This window comes from Streptomyces sp. NPDC096323 (assembly GCF_040302845.1).
Classification (GTDB): domain Bacteria; phylum Actinomycetota; class Actinomycetes; order Streptomycetales; family Streptomycetaceae; genus Streptomyces.
This window is the reverse complement of the sequence record NZ_JBEOSI010000007.1, coordinates 79,032-95,896: the sequence shown is the minus strand read 5'-3', so window position 1 is coordinate 95,896 and position 16,865 is coordinate 79,032. Positions and strand designations below refer to the sequence as shown.

Sequence of the window (16,865 nt, the reverse complement as noted above, 5' to 3'; positions counted from 1 at the left end):
GAGCCGCTCAGCCCGGCCAGACGATCGCCTGGAGTTCGCTGTACGCGTGCAGGGCGTACGAGCCGACATCGCGCCCGACCCCGCTGCGTTTGAACCCGCCGAACGGGGCCTCCATATTGCGGCCGATGGTGTTCACCCCGACCCCGCCGGCCCGGAGCCGGCGGGCGACGCGGAAGGCGCGGGCCACGTCGCCCGACCAGACGTAGTCGATCAGGCCGTAGTCGCTGTCGTTGGCCAGCGCGATGCCCTCCTCCTCGTCGTCGAAGGGCACGACCACCACGACCGGGCCGAAGATCTCCTCCCGCACCACCCGCATGTCGTTGGTGCAGTCGGCCAGCAGCGTCGGCGCGACGTAGAACCCCCGGCCGGTCGGGTCCGGGCGTTCGCCGCCCGTGACGACCCGCGCCCCCTCCTTGCGGCCGAGTTCCACATACGCCTCGATGCGGTCGCGGTGGGACGCCGAGATGACCGGCCCGACGACCGTGCCCTGCGCCCTCGGATCGCCCACCGCCAGATACCCGGCGTACGCGGTGAGCTTCTCGACCAGCGCGTCGTGCAGGGCCCGTTGGACCAGGACGCGGGTCGGAGCCGTACAGATCTGACCGCTGTAGAACGAGAACGTCGTCCCGATGCCCGCGACCGCCGAGTCGACGTCCGCGTCGTCGAGCACGACGGCGGCGCCCTTCCCGCCCAGCTCCATCAACTGCCGCTTCATCGACCGGCCGCAGACCTCCGCGATGCGCTGCCCGACCGCCGTGGAGCCGGTGAAGCTGACCATGTCGACGTCGGGCGAGTCGACAGCCGCCTCGCCCGCGTCCGGTCCCGAACCACTGACGACGTTGACGACGCCCGCCGGAACGCCCGCCTCCGCCAGGGCCTCCGCCATGCGGTAGACGGAGAGCGGATCCTGCGGGGCCGGTTTCACGACGACCGTGTTGCCCATCGCCAGCGCGGGCGCGATCTTGCCGGCCGGGTTGGCCCAGGGGTTGTTGTACGAGGTGATGCAGGTGACGACGCCGACCGGCCGGCGGACGGCGAGCGCCCCGAAGATGCCGGCCCGGCCCATCGGACCCGCCTCGTTGATCTGCGGCGGCACGGCCTCCTCGACCGGTTCCAGCGCCCCCTTCGCGTACCGCCGGAACCGGGCAGCTCCCACGGCGACCTGCATCCCGCGGGCCGTGCCGGTGGTGGCGCCGCTCTCCGCCTGGGCGAGGGCCGCGTTCGCCGCGAAGTCGCGCTGCATCAGGTCCGCGGCGCGGTCGAGGATCGCCGCGCGTTCCTCCGGGCGGGTGCGGGACCAGGTGGCGAAGGCGTCACGGGCCGCGGCGGCGGCCTCGTACACCTGCGCGCGGCTCGCCTCGGGGGCGAGGCCGACGACCTCCTCGGTGGCCGGGTCGATCACCTCGTAGTGACCGCCGGCGGGCTCGGACCACTCGCCGTCGATGAACAGGCGCTGGGGCGGAGTCGTCATACCGTGCTCACCGTCCGGGTGTCGCGGCCGGAGCGGAGCACCGTGCCGGGGACCGCGCCGGTCACCTTGTCGTCGCGCAGAGTCTCCACTCCGTTGACGCGGACCGACACGATGCCCAGCGCCTTGGAGTCCAGGCGGGGGCTGTCGCCGGGCAGGTCGTGGACGAGGGTGGCGGGGCCCGCGTCGATGCGTTCGGGGTCGAAGAGGACGAGGTCGGCGTGGAAGCCCTCTTCGATGCGGCCCCGGTCGCGCAGGCCGAAGAGCCGGGCCGGGTCGTCGGTCAGCATCTTGACCGCCCGCTCCAGCGGCATGAGTCTGCGGCCGCGCAGACAGTCGCCGAGGAAGCGGGTCGTGTACGGGGCGCCGCACATCCGGTCCAGATGGGCGCCCGCGTCGGAGCCGCCGAGCATGACGTCCTCGTGCTCCCAGGTGCGCTGCCGCAGCGCCCAGGAGTCGGGGTCGTTGTCGGTGGGCATCGGCCACAGCACCGTACGCAACTCGTCGGCCGCGCAGATCTCGACGAGGCAGTGGAAGGCGTCCTGGCCGCGCTCGTCCGCGATGTCCTTGACGACGCGCCCGCTGAGGCCCTCGTTCGCCGCGCTGTACGTGTCACCGATGACGTACCGGCCGAAGTTCGCGAGGCGGCGGAAGACACCGGCCTCCTTGCTGTCGGCGCGGCGCAGCATCTCGGCGCGGGTGTCCGCGTCGCGCAGCCGCTCGATGCGTTCCGGTACGGGGAGGGCGAGGATGTCGCCCCAGCCGGGGATCAGGTTCAGGGCGCAGAACGTGCCGAGCGACATGTTCATCGGGGTGAGGATCGGCATCGTCAGCGCGACGATCCGGCCGCCCGCGCGGCGGGCGCGTTCGCTGGGGATCAACTGGCGCGGCACACGTTCGGGGACGGACGCGTCGATGGTCAGCACGTTCCAGTTCAGCGGGCGGCCGGCGGCGGCGCTCATGTCGACGAACAGGTCGATCTCGTCGTCGGAGAACTGATCGAGGCAGCCGGCCACGATGGCCTCGATCTGCGTGCCCTCGTGCTCGCCGACGGCCCGGGACAGCGCGAGGAGTTCCTCGGGGAGCGCGTGCCGGGAGGCGACCGGCTGTCCGTCGCCGTCGGAGTGCGTGGAGGACTGCGTGGTGGACAGGCCCCACGCCCCGGCGTCCATCGCGTCGTGGAGGAGGGCGAGCATGGCGTCGAGCTGGGCGGCCGTGGGCTGCCCGCCGACCGCGTCGGCGCCCATGACGTGGCGGCGCAGGGCGCAGTGCCCGACCATGAACCCGGCGTTCACCGCGATCCGCCCGTCGAGCGCGTCGAGGTACTCCCGGAAACTGGACCAGCTCCAGTCGACGCCCTCCTCCAGCGCCTTCAGCGCCATGCCCTCGACCCTCGCCATCATGCGCCGCGTGTAGTCGGCGTCCTCTGGGCGGTCCGGATGGAGTGGGGCGAGGGTGAACCCGCAGTTGCCGCCGGCGACGGTGGTGACGCCGTGGTTCATCGACGGGGTGGCGTACGGGTCCCAGAAGAGCTGCGCGTCGTAGTGCGTGTGCGGATCGACGAAGCCGGGCGCGAGGACGAGCCCGGTGGCGTCCTCGGAGCTCGCGGCCTCCTCGGCGACGGTCCCGGGCTCCGCGACGACGGCGATACGGCCGCCCCGAATACCGACGTCCGCGAGACAGGAGGGCCCGCCGCCGCCGTCCACGACGGTCGCTCCGCGAATGAGGTGGTCGAGCATGACGGGTCCCTTCCGTGGTGGTTTCGTTGCGCCGGGGTGCGTACGGCCGCGGTACGCACCCCGGCCCGCGGAGCGGCGGTCCGGGAAGACGCCGCTCGTCTCTCGGCCCCGCAGGGCAGACCGAGCTCCCGGGGCTCCGCCCCGGACCCCGCGCCTCAAACGCCGGCGGGGCTGGAATTCACGCCGCGTCGCGGAACCGCGAGGTCCGGTGCACCGGATCCGTGTCGATCTCCGGAATCACGTGCTCACCGATCAGCTTGATCGAGTTCAACGTGTCCTCGGGACTGATCCCGATCGGCAGCCCGAAGCTCAGCTGGTCCGCCCCCGCCCGCTCCCACCGCCGGCACTGCCCCAGCACCTCGTCCGGGTCACCGCAGATCATCAGCTCCTCGGCGATCAGCAGCTCGATGATCTCCTCGGAGTACTCGGGCAGCAGCTCCGGCCACTCCGGGATGCCCTCCGGCCGGGGGAACGTGTCGTGGTAGCGGAACAGCAGCGACTGGAGGTAGTTCAGCCCGCCGCCCACCGCGATCTCGACGGCCTTCTTGTGGGTCTCCGCGCAGATCGCCGTGGAGGTCACCATCACGTTGTCGTTGACGAAGTCACCGACCGGTTCGGCGTCCTTGACGGCGTTCTTGTAGGACTCGACGACCCACTCCATGTCGGAGACCTTCTGCACGCTGAAGCCCAGCACGCCGAGCCCCTTCTTGCCCGCCATGGCGTACGAGGACGGTGAGCCGGCCGCGTACCACATCGCCGGGTGCGACTTCCCGTACGGCTTGGGCAGGATCTTGCGGGGCGGCAGCGACCAGTGCTTGCCCTGGAAGCCGACGTACTCGTCCTGGAGCCACATCTTGGGGAACTCGGCGATGGTCTCCTCCCAGAGTTCCTTCGTGTGGTTCATGTCGGTGATGCCCGGCATGAACCCGAGGATCTCGTGGGTGCCCGCCCCGCGCCCGGAGCCGAATTCGAAGCGCCCCTCCGACAGGTGGTCGAGCATGGCGACCTTCTCCGCCACCTTCACCGGGTGGTTGACCGGGGCGAGCGGGTTGAAGATGCCGGATCCGAGGTGGATGCGGTCCGTGGCGTGTGCGAGATAGCCCAGGTACACATCGTTGGCCGAGAGATGCGAGTACTCCTCCAGGAAGTGGTGCTCGGAGGCCCAGGCGTACTTGAAGCCGGACTTGTCCGCCTGGATGACGTACTCGGTCTCCTCGATCAGCGCCTTGTGCTCTGCCCCGGGGTCGGCCTTGGCCCGCGCGGCGGGCACGTACCCCTGTACAAAGAGCCCGAATTCCAAGGGGGTTCACCGTCCTCAATCGTTTCTGACACACCGTCAGATTCTGCTGCGTCCGACTGTTCCACCGGCACCCCGACCCGTCAATAGCTGACGCCGCGTCAGGCACGGACCCGGGCGACGGGTCAGAACAGGCTCACCCCCGCCAGCCACCCGCCGTCGATCACGAACGGCTGACCGGTGATGTACGAGGAGTCGTCCGAGGTCAGGAACAGTGCGAGGGCAGCCACCTCCTCGGGCCGGCCGATGCGCCCCAGCGGCACGAGCTTCTTGTACAGCGCGCCCACGGCCTCCGCCGTCTCAGCCGGGTCCGCGTCCGGGTCGAGCGCCGCCGGGTTGGTCATGGGGGTGTCCACGGCGCCGGGGCACATGGCGTTGACCCGGATGCCCTTCGCCGCCAGCTCCACCGCCGCCACCCGGGTCAGCCCCAGCACGGCGTGCTTGGTGGCGGCGTAGGCGCCGACGAAGGCCATGCCGGTGAGACCGGTGTACGAGGAGGTGTTGACGATGGTCCCGCCGCCCGCCGCCTCGATCTCGGGCGCGACTGTCCTGATCCCCAGGAAGGCCCCCACCTGATTGACCTGCACCACCTGCTGGAACTCCTCCAGCGGCGTGGACACCAGTTCGTTGAAGCGCAGGATTCCCGCGTTGTTGACCAGCCCGTCGATCTTCCCGAAAGCCTCCTTCGTGGCGGCGACCGCGGCCTGCCAGTCCGCCTCCCGGCTCACGTCCAGGTGCACGAAGAGCGCGGTGTCGGCGCCCAGCTCCTTGGCCAGGGGCTCGCCCTGCTCGTCGAGCACATCGGCGATCACCACCCGCGCGCCCTCGGCGGCGAAGAGCCGCGCCTCCTGCTCGCCCTGTCCGCGCGCCGCGCCGCTGATCAGTACGACCCGCCCGTCCAGCTTGCCCATGGCCTGACTCCTACCTGTCGGTGTTGCCGGGGTTGTCGAGGTGCGGTGCGACGTCGGCGGCGAACGCCCCCATCTGATCGGTCAGTTCACTTCTGCTCCGGCTGCGGAAGCGCACCTGGATCTGGTGCACCCCCATCGCCCCGTACTCCCGCAGCGACTCCGCCAGCGCCTCCGGCTTCCCGCTGAGCGTGCGCCGCCCCACGGACCAGCCCGGCTCCCCCACGTACAGCGGCTCGGTGATGGCGCCGACGACGATCGGCTCGGCGATCCCAGCCTCCTCGCGCAGCGCGTGCAGCCGCCCGATCTGCGCGGGCAGCTTCTCCCGCGGGTCGCCCTGCGGCAGCCAGCCGTCCCCGCGCACGGCGGCCCGCCGCACCGCGGCGGGCGACGACCCGCCCACCCATACGGGCACCCGGTCCTGGGCGGGCCGGGGCAGCTGCCCGAGCCCGCTGAAGGCGAACCGCTCCCCCGCGAACTCCGGGTACTCCTCGGGCCCGAGCGCGGCCCTGAGCGCGTCGATGCTCTCGTCGAGCACGGCGCCCCGCCCGTCGAAGTCCGCCCCTAACGCCTCGAACTCCTCGCGCACATGCCCGGCCCCGACCCCGAGGATCAGCCGGCCGCCGCTGAGGTGGTCGAGGGTGGCGTACTGCTTGGCCGTGGCCAGCGGGTGCCGCAGCCCGACGACGGCGACATGGCTCATGAGCAGGACGCGCTCGGTGATCCCCGCGAGGAAGGCGAGCGTGGCGACGGGGTCGTACCAGACGGTGCTCATCGCCCCCGCGAGCCGCCGCGGGACGGCGACGTGATCGCAGCTCGCCAGGTAGGTGAACCCCGCACGGTCGGCGGTGCGGGCGATCTCGGCGAGGTCCTCCGGGGTGGCCCCGGCCTCCCACGGCTCTGCGTAGATGGTGCTCTGCGACTGGATCGGAAGCTGCATCCCGTACGACAGCGGTCCGGCGGGCAGTATCGGCACCGAACGGCCTCCTTCCCTCACGCGACCCGGCGCGCATCTGACGGCTCGTCATATGGCGAGCGGGGTCATCGTCGTCCCCGACGCGTCAACAGGCAAGGGGTGGCCCGGGAAGAAGGACCGCCCGAGCCCGGTCACACGGCCCTGACCTGCGAGAAGTAACGGTTCGCCGTCCCCGTGCCAATAGATGGGTGACACACTGCAGAGCCATAATGGAGGTCCCGCGTGCACAGACCCACGCACGAACCCGGACGGAGCCGAACTCCGTTCAGCGAGATGTACGAGGCGCATTTCGATGCCGTCCTCGGCTTCGTCACCCGCAGAACCGCCGACCGGCACCTGGCCGCCGACCTGACCGCAGACGTCTTCGTGGCCGCGCTGGAGGCCTTCGACGGCTACGACGCCGGGCGCGGCACGCATCTGGTGTGGCTCTACGGGATCGCCCGCAACACGCTGGCCTCGCAGGCCCGCCACGCGGCCCGGGAGCGGGTGGCGGTGGCCGCGTTGAGCGGCCGCCGGCTGCTCGACGCGCAGGACATGCAGCGCTTCGAGGAGCGCATCGACGCCGAGCGGGAGGCCAGGGACCTGCTGACCCGGCACGCCGCGCTGTCCGAGCCGCTGCGCGCGGTGATCGATCTGGTCGCCGTCGACGGCCTGACCACGAAGGAGGCCGCGAAGGTCCTCCGGATCTCCCAGGCGACCGCCCGCGTCCGTCTGCACCGTGCCCGCGCCGCGCTGCGCGCCGGCCGCACCAGCCCGCCCGGAACTCTCAACGCTCCACTCGCGGAGGTCTCCCGATGAACACCCCGATGGGATTCAAGCAACGACTCGGTGCGGAACTGGCCCTCCTGGAGAAGGCGCGGGCCGAGCGTGCCGCCGAGGAGACGCCCGCACAGGACACGCCGGGGGCTGTCCGCCGGGTCTTCGCGCGGCCCGGCATAAGGCGGACCGTGTTCGTGGGACTGGCCGCGGGTACGCTCGCCACCGCCGTCATCACCACCTCGGGCGGTCCAGGAGCGCAGACCCCGCCGGTGCCCACCATGACGGTCGCCCAGGTCCTGGACGCCGCCGCGGTCAATGCCGCGAAGGCCCGGGACAAGGAGCCCGGCCTCCACCAGTGGCTGTACGCCGACTATGTGCAATGCTTGAACGACTGTGGGCACCAGCCTGTCTGGGCGCGGTACGACGGGGCCAAAGGCGCAACTCGCGGCAAGACGCCCGGAACGGGCGACCGCGACGTCATCCTTGTGACCACCGACAACGCCCCCCGGAGGCCGGGGCGGGTCGGGGAACAGCCCCGGGAGACCCGCGAGGTCCTGTCCCGGCTGCCCACCGACCCCCACAAGCTCCTCGCGCGGGTGAGCACCGACCGCTTCTTCGCCGCCGGAGCGGACCCGAACGCGGCCCCGGATTCACAGGGGCTCCACAGCATTTCAGCGGATCAGCCTCCGGCCGTCACTCCCGGAGCGAAGTTCGCCAGGATCCTCAACATCCTTCAGACAGCGCCGAGCATCCCACCGCAGATCAACGCCGCGCTCTACCGCGCGCTGGCGCTCATCCCCGGAACCGAGCTGGTCGGCACACCGATGCGAGACGCCGCCGGCCGGCCGGGGCTCACCATCGCGTTCGACTTCCACGACCAGGGCCGAACGCGCGAGTACCTCTTCCTGGACCCGCGTACGTACGCCTACCGGGGCACCCGCACCGACTGGCACGGGGAGCACGACTTCACCGACTCCTTCGCCCGCTTGGCGACCGGCATCGTCGACCACCCCGGCCAGGTGCCCGGCGGCCCCGCCCCTGACCCGTCGAGCATCGTGGAGTTGGAGCCTACGTTCGTGGTTCCCCTTCCGGACCCACCCGGTTTCAGGAAGAAGCACTGAACAGCGGCGCACGAAGGCCGGGCCCGGACCCATCGGGGAGAGCCGGACCCTGGCCCTCACGGGCGCCGGCCCGCCCTACTTCCGGTACAACTCCTCGATCTCCGCCTCGAAGTCCCGCGCGATCGCGTCCCTCTTCAGCTTCAGGGACGGGGTCAGGTGGCCGCCGTCCTCCGTGAAGTCCACCGGCAGCACGGTGAACTTACGGATCGACTCGGCGCGGGAGACGAGGCGGTTGGCCTCGTCCACCGCGCGTTGCAGCGCCGCGCGCAGGTCCTCGTCGTGGACGAGTTCGCGCATCGGGATGTCCTGCTTCTTCTTCATCTGCCGCCAGTGATCCAGCCCGTCCGGCTCCAGGGTGATCAGGGCGGTGATGAACGAGCGGTTGTCGCCGATCACCATGCACTGGCTGACCAGCGGGTGGGCGCGCAGCCAGTCCTCGAGCGGGGCCGGGGCGACGTTCTTGCCGCCCGAGGTAATGATGATGTCCTTCTTGCGGCCGGTGATCGTGAGGTAGCCGTCCTCGTCGAGCGCGCCCAGGTCGCCGGTGGCGAACCAGCCGCCGTCCAGGACCGGGACGGCCTCGCCGCGCTCGGTGTCCCAGTAGCCCTGGAACACCTGACCGCCGCTGAGCAGCACCTCACCGTCCTCGGCGATGCGGACGGCGGTGCCGGGCAACGGCCAGCCGACCGTGCCCAGGCGCGGCTTCAGCGGCGGGGTGACGGTGGCGGCGGCCGTGGTCTCCGTCAGTCCGTAGCCCTCGAAGATCTCGATGCCGGCGCCCGCGTAGAAGGCGGCGAGCCGGCGGCCCAGCGGGGAGCCGCCGCAGATCGCGTACCGGACGTGTCCGCCGAGCGCGGCCCGTATCCGGCGGTAGACCAGCGGGTCGTACAGGGCCCGGGCGGCGCGCAGGCCGAGCCCGGGGCCGGGGCCCGTGCCGTGTTCGGCGGCCTCGACGGCCTGGCCGTAGCGCTGGGCGATCCGCGCGGCCCGGTCGAAGGACGAGGCACGACCCATCTTCTCGGCGGTGGCCCGGCCGGTGTTGTAGACCTTCTCCAGGACGTACGGGATCGCCAGCAGGAACGACGGCTTGAAGCCCGCCAGATCGGCCAGCAGGTCCTCCGTCTGGATCGACGGGGCGTGGCCGAGGCGGACCCGGGCGCGCAGACAGCCGATCGCGACCATCCGGCCGAAGACGTGCGACAGCGGCAGGAACAGCAGGGTGGACGCGGGGTATTTGCTGACGGACTTGAAAACCGGGTGCAGCAGCTCGATGGCGTTGTCGACCTCGGCGAAGAAGTTGCCGTGGGTCAGGACGCAGCCCTTGGGGCGGCCGGTGGTGCCCGAGGTGTAGATGAGGGTGGCCGGGGCCTCCGGTTCCAGGGTGGCGCGGCGGGCCGAGACGACGGCGTCCGGGATGTTCGTGCCGAGCTTCTTCAGCCGCCCCAGCGCACCCGTGTCGAACTGCCAGAGGTGGGTGAGGTCGCCGAGCTGTTTGCGTTCCTGGCTGATCACGCGTCCCTGTTCGGCCGTCTCCACGGCGCAGGCGACCGCGCCGGAGTCCTGGAGTATCCAGCGGGCCTGGAAGGCGGACGAGGTCGGGTAGATGGGGACGGTGACCAGGCCGGCGGCCCAGGACGCGAAGTCGAGCAGTGTCCACTCGTACGTCGTGCGCGCCATGATCGCGATGCGGTCGCCGCCCCGCAGTCCCTCCGCGATCAGGCCCTTGGCGACGGCGATGACCTCGGCCGCGAACTCCGCGGCCGTCACGTCCTGCCAGCTGCCGTCGGGCTGCTTGCGGCTGAGTACGGCCTCCGTGGGTGCCTCGCGGGCGTTGTCGAACGGGATCTCGGCGAGCGAGCCACGGCGCAGGGGCCGCGCGAACGCCGGTACGGAGACCTGCCGGACGCTGCCGTCGGCGGCCCTGACCTTCGTCGGCTCGACCAGGACGGGGGTGGCGGGGGCAGGGGAAGGGGCGGATCGCGTGGACACGTGCGGCTCCTCAGCATCGGGGGTCGAGCGGTTCACCGGGTCCGGCCGCCTGCGGCCGGGTCGTCCTGGGTCGGGCACACGGCTGTCAGACACGTTCGAGGATCGCCGTGACCCCCTGGCCGCCCGCCGCGCAGACCGAGATCAGCCCCCGGCCCGGGGCGTCGCGTTCGGCGAGCAGCTTCGCGAGCGTCGCGACGATCCGCGCGCCCGTCGCCGCGAACGGGTGCCCGGTCGCGAGGGAGGACCCCGCCACGTTGAGCCGGTCCCGGTCGACGGGCGCAAGACCCTGTTTCTCCCAGGCCGCCAGCGTGGCCAGCACCTGGGAGGCGAAGGCCTCGTGGATCTCGAACAGGTCGAAGTCCTCGATGCCGAGCCCGGCCCGCTCCAGCATCCGCGGCACGGCGTACGCGGGCGCCATCAGCAGCCCGTCCTCACCGTTCACGTAGTCGACCGCGGCGCTCTCGTACAGGGACAGATACGCCAGCGGCTCCAGGCCGTGCCGCTCGGCCCACTCCTCGCTCGCCAGCAGCACGGTCGCGGCACCGTCCGTGAGCGGGGTGGAGTTGCCCGCGGTCATCGTCGCGTCCGGGTGGTCCGCGCCGAACACCGGCTTCAGCGCGGCGAGTTTCTCCACCGTGGAGCCGGGGCGCAGATTCTGGTCGCGGTCCAGCCCGAGGTACGGGACGACGAGGTCGTCCAGGAAGCCCCGGTCGTACGCGGCGGCGAGCCGCTGATGGCTGGTGGCGGCGAGGAGGTCCTGCTCCGCGCGGCCGATGTCCCACTGCCGGGCGGTGACCGCCGCGTGCTCGCCCATCGAGAGGCCGGTGCGCGGTTCGGCGTTGCGCGGGATGTCCGGGACGAGGTGCCGGGGACGTACGCCCGCAAGGGCCTTCGCCTTCCCGCCCGTCGACTTCGCGCGCCGGGCCGACAGCAGCAGCCGGCGCAGTTCGTCGTTGACGCCGAGCGGCGCGTCGCTCGTGGTGTCCGCGCCGCCCGCGATCGCGGAGTCGGCCGCCCCGAGCATGATCTTGTTCGCGGCGGCGATCACCGCCTGGAGGCCGGTGCCGCACGCCTGCTGGATGTCGTACGCGGGGGTGCGCGGGTCGAGCCGGGAGCCGAGCACGGTCTCCCGGGCCAGGTTGTAGTCACGGCTGTGCTTGAGGACCGCGCCCGCGACGAACTCGCCGACCTGCCGTCCGTGCAGGTCGAAGCGCTCGACCAGACCGTCCAGCGCGGCGGTGAGCATCTGCTGGTTGGAGGCCTGCGCGTACGGCCCGTCGGCGCGCGCGAACGGGATGCGGCTGCCGCCGAGGACCGCGACCCTGCGGGGCCGCGGGAGTGCGAGGGGGATCAACTCGACCAACTCATCTCGACCAACTCCTGACTCCCAAGTAACCTTACTCGGAAGTAAATCTACGACCACGCAGGGAGTCCGGACAATGGCCGACCGCTATCTCCACCTCACCGGCACAGCAACCGGCCGATTCGTGACCCGGAGACTCGGCCTGCCGCAACCCGCCCACCTGCGCCGCTGGTCCCTGGAGACCCCGAACCTCCCCGGCCCGGTCATCCACCTCACCGCCGGGAACTCCGCCGTCACGGACCGGATCGCCACCGTCCTCGCCGCGTGCGGCCCGGAAGTCGTGGCCCGCGCCGACCGGCCGGCCGGAATCGTCCTCGACGCGACCGCCGTCGACACCGCAGCCGGACTCGGAGCCGTACACGCCGCGCTGCACCCCGTCGTCCGCACCCTCGCACCGGGCGGCCGCGTCGTCGTCATCGGGACGCGCCCCTCACCGGACGACCACCACCAGGCCGCCGCCCAGCAGGCCCTCGAAGGGTTCGTACGCTCCCTGGGCAAGGAGATCGGCAAGGGCGCCACCGTGCAGCTGGTGCGCCTGGCACCCACCGCCGTCGCCGCCGCCGAATCCACCCTGCGCTTCCTGCTCTCGCCCCGGTCCGCGTACATCAGCGGCCAGGTCATCGAGGTGAACGACACCGCCCCCGGCCCCGTCGCCGACTGGGCCGCCCCGCTCGCCGGCCGCACCGCGCTGGTCACCGGCGCCGCCCGCGGCATCGGCGCAGCCGTCGCCTCCGTCCTCGCCCGGGACGGCGCCCACGTCATCTGCCTGGACGTCCCGCAGGCCCAGGACGAACTGGCCCGCACCGCCGACCGCCTCGGCGCCACCGCCCTGCCGCTGGACATCACCGCGGACGACGCCGCCGAACGGATCGCCGCCGCCGCCCCGGACGGCCTCGGCATCCTCGTCCACAACGCCGGCATCACCCGCGACCGCCGCCTCGCCAACATGCCCGCCGACCGCTGGACCCAGGTCATCGACGTCAACCTCGACAGCGTCCTGCGCACCACCGACGCCCTGCTCAAGGACGGCACGCTCCGCCACGGCGGCCGGATCGTCGCCACCGCCTCCATCGCCGGCATCGCCGGGAACAACGGCCAGACGAACTACGCGGCCGGCAAGGCCGGAATCATCGGCCTGGTCCGCTCGCTGGCCCCCCGCGCCGCCGCCGACCACGGCGTCACCGTCAACGCGGTGGCCCCCGGCTTCATCGAGACGAGGATGACGGCGGCCGTCCCCCTCTTCATCCGGGAGGCGGGCCGCCGGATGAACTCCCTCTCGCAGGGCGGCCTCCCGGTCGATGTCGCCGAGACCATTGCCTGGCTCACCCAGCCCGCGTCGAGCGCCGTCAACGGCCAGATCGTCCGGGTCTGCGGCCAGAGCCTGCTGGGAGCGTGATGACGTCGACGCCGAGCCTGGCGCTGTCCCTGGCGCGCGGCGCCGTCACCTCCCCGTTCAAACGGGCGGGCCGCCCCGGCGCCACCCTGCCACCCGGCGTCGCGCACCTGCCGGCCGCACCGCTCGCCTCCGGCCCCCTGGCCGCGTACCGCAGGATCTGCGGCTTCACCGGCCCGGACGCCCTCCCGGTGACGTACCCCCACGTCCTGGCGTTCCCGCTCGCCATGCGGCTGATGACCGCGCGCCGCTTCCCGCTGCCGGTCACGGGACTCGTCCACACCTGGATCGAGATCACGGCGCACCGGACGCTCCACCCCGCGGGCCGACTCGAACTCAAGGTGTACGCGGATGGGTTGGCCCCGCACCGGCGCGGCACAGAAGTCACGGTCGTGACCGAGGCGCGGCTGGCGGGCGAGCTGGTGTGGGAATCCCGCAGCGGCTATCTGTCACGCCACGCGACGTCCCACACGGCGGCTCAAGCCACCCCCGCCCCCGAACCGGCCCTCCCCGCCCTCGCCGAATGGCGACTGCCCGCCGACCTGGGACGCCGCTACGGAGCCGCGTCGGGCGACCGCAACCCGATCCACCTGTACCCGCTGACCGCCCGGCTCTTCGGCTTCCCCCGCGCCATCGCCCACGGCATGTGGAGCGTCGCCCGCTGCCTCGCCGAGGCCCCGCAACCCCACCTGATCCGCACGGTACGGGCCGACTTCAGAGCCCCCGTCCTGCTGCCCGGCACCGTCACCTACGCCTCGGACGGCACCGTCTTCCAGCTCCGCGGCACCGGCGACCGCGTCCACCTCACCGGGACGACGACGTTGCGCCCTGCCCCCGGGGCTGCCACGGACGGCCGTTCATGAGGTTCTCAAGACCCGCCCAGGAGAAGTTCATCAAGGTGGCCGCGGCCTCCTTCGCGGAGACCCCCGGGGTCTCGTTCGCCCACCCGGCGAGCGACTCCGCGGCGCCCACCAGCGCCTGCGCCAGACCCGCCACATCCCGGTCCGCGAGCGCCGGATCATGGTGCACCTCGCACGCCGCGGCCCCGATCAGACCCGTCACGAACGCAACGATCTCCTCGCGCATCACGTTCACCTCGCCGGCGAACGGCTCCCCGTGCGTCCGCGCCTGCCGGTACAACACCGCCCAGCCGTCCGGGTTCTCCGCGGTGTGCGTGAAGAACGCCCGCAGCCCCGCCCACAGTTGCCGGTCGGCCGACTGCCCCGGCTCAACCCCTGCCCGCACCGCCTCGACCAGCGCTTTCGCCTCACGCGCGATGCAGGCGGAGAAGAGTTCGTCCTTGGAGTTCAGGTAGAGATAGACCAACGGCTTGGACACCCCGGCCAGCTCGGCGATCTCGTCCATCGAGGCCGCACGGAACCCGCGCCGCCCGAAAATCCGCACCGCGGCATCCATCATCTGCTGTTCACGCACTGCGCGCGGCATCCGTTTGCTCTTCACAGCACCCACGTCGACTTCCTCCACCCCCGCTGCCCGCCCCCGATGCCCTACTCCTCGGTAAGCGTACGGCGCGGGCCGCCTCGCCGTCGTACGGAGCAGGGTTCCCCGGCCCGGACGGCCGGAAGTCACCGCCTCCACGACACACAACAGGAGCGCCCCCCGGTCCGCAGTGGACCGAGGGGCGCCCCGTTGACGTGTGCGTGGTTACGCGGCGACCGGCACGCGCTCCGGCTCGGCGTCCCGCACCTCGGCGTCGTCGACCGGGGAGGCCGAGGCCGAGTTGTACTTGTCGTGGTCGAGGATCTTCTCGCGGGCCGAGACGAGCACCGGGATCAGAGCCTGCCCCGCCACGTTCGTCGCCGTCCTCATCATGTCCAGGATCGGGTCGATGGCCATCAGCAGGCCGACGCCCTCCAGCGGGAGGCCCAGCGTCGACAGGGTGAGGGTCAGCATGACCGTGGCGCCGGTCAGACCGGCGGTGGCCGCCGAACCGATCACCGAGACGAACGCGATGAGGATGTAGTCACCGACACCCAGCTGCACGTCGAAGATCTGCGCGATGAAGATCGCGGCGAGCGCCGGGTAGATCGCGGCGCAGCCGTCCATCTTGGTCGTCGCGCCGAACGGGACCGCGAAGGAGGCGTACTCCTTCGGGACGCCGAGGCGCTCGGTGACCTTCTGGGTGACCGGCATCGTGCCGACCGAGGAGCGGGAGACGAAGGCGAGCTGGATCGCGGGCCAGGCGCCCTTGAAGAACTGGAGCGGGCTGACCTTGGCGACGGTGGCGAGCAGCAGCGGGTAGACGCCGAACATCACCAGGGCGCAGCCGATGTACACGTCGGCGGTGAACGTGGCGTACTTGCCGATCAGGTCCCAGCCGTAGTCGGCGATGGCGTAGCCGATGAGGCCGACGGTGCCGAGGGGGGCGAGGCGGATGACCCACCACAGGGCCTTCTGGAGGAGCTCCAGGATCGACTCGCTGAGGGTGAGGATCGGCTTGGCCTTCTCACCGAGCTGCAGGGCGGCGATGCCGGCGACGGCTGCCATGAAGACGATCTGGAGCACGTTCAGCTCGGTGAACGGCGTGATCACGTTGTCCGGGATGATGCCGGTCAGGAAGTCGAGCCAGGAGCCGGAGTGCTCCGGGAGCTTGCCGTCCTTCGGGGTGAGGCCGGTACCGGAGCCCGGGTTGGTGATCAGGCCGATCGCGAGGCCGATGGCGACCGCGATGAGCGAGGTGATCATGAACCAGAGCAGCGTGCGGGTGGCCAGCCTGGCGGCGTTGTTGACCTTGCGCAGATTGGTGATCGACACCAGGATCGCGAAGAAGACGAGGGGCGCGACGGCCAGCTTCAGCAGCTGGACGAAGATGTGGCCGACCTTGTCGAGCGTGGTGTAGAGCCAGCTGACGTCCTGGCTGCGCGCGAGCCAGCCGAGCAGGACGCCGAGCACGAGACCGGCGACGATCTGGGCCCAGAAGGGGACCTTCGGTATGCGGAAACCGGAGCCGGAGGGCTTCTCGGTGGTGGCGGACGCGGGGTTCGCGGACACGGACACACTCCAGATGTGACGCATCGGGACGCACGGGGACGGTGCGGGGGGACGGGGGTGCGGCGCCCGCGTGGGCGGCGCCGCTGCATGGTGCCGGGGCCTATGTCAGACGTTGCGGCAACAGACCGCGGACATACAGCGGCAGAGATCGACGTGAAGGCGCTCCACGAGCGGAACGCTCGTGGCAGGTCGGAGGCGCACAACAGTCTTCATGTCGAACACGTTAACACTTGAACTTTGAGAACCTCAAAGGTCTTCTTTGGGCCTCCCGAGCGCGCCTCGGGCCCCCGTTCCGGCCCAACTCGGCTCCGGGCACGCGAAAACCCCAGTACAGGAGCGCTCGCTCCAGTGCTGGGGTTTCAAGAAGACAGGGGGTCGGTGTGAGGAAGCTTACAAAGTCCTTACTCCGCCCTCGCTCAATCACTACTGGGTGACGCCGTCCTCGCGCGTGCGGTTCGCTTCGAGGCGGGCCTTGGCGCGGTCGACCGAGGACACGATCTGCTCGGACATCTCGTCGCGCTGCTTGCGCAGGAGTACGTAGCTGAGCGGCGCGGAGAGCACCAGCGCGAGCAGAACGACCCAGACGATGTTGGATCCCCCCACACCGGCGGGGATGATCCCGAGGTTGACCGCGACGGCGGCGACGACGAGGCAGCCGACGAAGATGCTGAGACGCATCGCGGTGTACCGGATGGTTGCGCTCGGCTTGGCAGCGGACACAGCTGGCCTTCTCTCTACGTACGACAGTCCTGCCCGACCAGTGAAGCATGCCCCACAATCGATCAGTTCGGGGGGCTGCGCACATGCCGCGCGCCGGGCGGCCGGCGTGCGGGCCCGGCG

14 protein-coding genes are annotated in these 16,865 nt (G+C 71.4%); 4 read left to right on the top strand and 10 right to left on the bottom strand.

Annotation, left to right across the window (positions count from 1 at the left end; translation table 11 throughout):
• Positions 1–7: 7 nt before the first annotated feature.
• From ABTX18_RS20395 to ABTX18_RS20375, 5 genes are all read right to left on the bottom strand, one after another.
• Complete coding sequence (locus ABTX18_RS20395; protein ID WP_352124112.1) at positions 8–1,471, bottom strand: aldehyde dehydrogenase family protein; 1,464 nt, start codon at positions 1,469–1,471, stop codon at positions 8–10.
• Positions 1,468–3,207: an N-acyl-D-amino-acid deacylase family protein gene (locus ABTX18_RS20390; RefSeq protein ID WP_352124111.1), complete on the bottom strand. Its 1,740-nt coding sequence runs from the start codon at positions 3,205–3,207 to the stop codon at positions 1,468–1,470. The genes ABTX18_RS20395 and ABTX18_RS20390 overlap by 4 nt, the downstream gene beginning before the upstream one ends.
• 178 nt (positions 3,208–3,385) lie before the next feature.
• Entirely contained in the window at positions 3,386–4,507 is a 1,122-nt protein-coding gene (locus tag ABTX18_RS20385; protein ID WP_352124110.1) for an LLM class flavin-dependent oxidoreductase, read from the bottom strand.
• 122 nt (positions 4,508–4,629) lie between these two features.
• Positions 4,630–5,415 carry an SDR family NAD(P)-dependent oxidoreductase gene (locus ABTX18_RS20380; protein ID WP_352124109.1) on the bottom strand — a complete coding sequence of 262 codons (786 nt, stop codon included), beginning with the start codon at positions 5,413–5,415 and terminating at the stop codon, positions 4,630–4,632.
• Between the two features lie 10 nt (positions 5,416–5,425).
• Positions 5,426–6,388 carry an LLM class F420-dependent oxidoreductase gene (locus tag ABTX18_RS20375; protein WP_352124108.1) on the bottom strand — a complete coding sequence of 321 codons (963 nt, stop codon included), beginning with the start codon at positions 6,386–6,388 and terminating at the stop codon, positions 5,426–5,428.
• A 222-nt stretch (positions 6,389–6,610) separates the two neighbouring features.
• On the opposite strand from ABTX18_RS20375, the gene ABTX18_RS20370 reads away from it, so the two are divergent.
• A complete protein-coding gene (locus ABTX18_RS20370; RefSeq protein WP_352124107.1) occupies positions 6,611–7,186 on the top strand; it encodes an RNA polymerase sigma factor in 576 nt (191 codons plus the stop codon).
• Positions 7,183–8,268, top strand: coding sequence for a CU044_5270 family protein (locus ABTX18_RS20365; RefSeq protein ID WP_352124106.1), 1,086 nt, complete (start codon positions 7,183–7,185; stop codon positions 8,266–8,268). Before ABTX18_RS20370 ends, ABTX18_RS20365 begins: the two co-directional genes overlap by 4 nt.
• Positions 8,269–8,343: 75 nt before the next feature.
• Here ABTX18_RS20365 and ABTX18_RS20360 read toward each other — a convergent pair whose 3' ends face one another.
• Both ABTX18_RS20360 and ABTX18_RS20355 read right to left on the bottom strand, forming a co-directional pair.
• Positions 8,344–10,257 carry an AMP-dependent synthetase/ligase gene (locus tag ABTX18_RS20360; protein WP_352124105.1) on the bottom strand — a complete coding sequence of 638 codons (1,914 nt, stop codon included), beginning with the start codon at positions 10,255–10,257 and terminating at the stop codon, positions 8,344–8,346.
• A gap of 85 nt (positions 10,258–10,342) precedes the next feature.
• A complete protein-coding gene (locus ABTX18_RS20355; protein ID WP_352124104.1) occupies positions 10,343–11,620 on the bottom strand; it encodes an acetyl-CoA C-acetyltransferase in 1,278 nt (425 codons plus the stop codon).
• 76 nt (positions 11,621–11,696) lie between these two features.
• Between ABTX18_RS20355 and ABTX18_RS20350 the strand changes: the two genes are divergently transcribed.
• Both ABTX18_RS20350 and ABTX18_RS20345 read left to right on the top strand, forming a co-directional pair.
• Complete coding sequence (locus tag ABTX18_RS20350) at positions 11,697–13,016, top strand: 3-oxoacyl-ACP reductase (protein WP_352124103.1); 1,320 nt, start codon at positions 11,697–11,699, stop codon at positions 13,014–13,016.
• Positions 13,016–13,876 (top strand): MaoC family dehydratase, encoded by an 861-nt coding sequence (locus ABTX18_RS20345; protein ID WP_352124102.1) that lies wholly within the window; start codon positions 13,016–13,018, stop codon positions 13,874–13,876. Before ABTX18_RS20350 ends, ABTX18_RS20345 begins: the two co-directional genes overlap by 1 nt.
• On the opposite strand, the gene ABTX18_RS20340 is transcribed toward ABTX18_RS20345, so the two are convergent.
• The 3 genes from ABTX18_RS20340 to ABTX18_RS20330 form a co-directional block, all read right to left on the bottom strand.
• A complete protein-coding gene (locus ABTX18_RS20340) occupies positions 13,818–14,459 on the bottom strand; it encodes a TetR/AcrR family transcriptional regulator (RefSeq protein ID WP_352124449.1) in 642 nt (213 codons plus the stop codon). The two genes, ABTX18_RS20345 and ABTX18_RS20340, sit on opposite strands and share 59 nt — an antisense overlap.
• Positions 14,460–14,678: 219 nt before the next feature.
• Entirely contained in the window at positions 14,679–16,025 is a 1,347-nt protein-coding gene (locus ABTX18_RS20335; protein WP_352124101.1) for a dicarboxylate/amino acid:cation symporter, read from the bottom strand.
• 423 nt (positions 16,026–16,448) lie between these two features.
• The gene (locus tag ABTX18_RS20330) at positions 16,449–16,703 is read right to left on the bottom strand and encodes a DUF4229 domain-containing protein (protein ID WP_352124448.1); all 255 of its coding nucleotides are present in this window, start codon (positions 16,701–16,703) and stop codon (positions 16,449–16,451) included.
• Positions 16,704–16,865 lie beyond the last annotated feature (162 nt).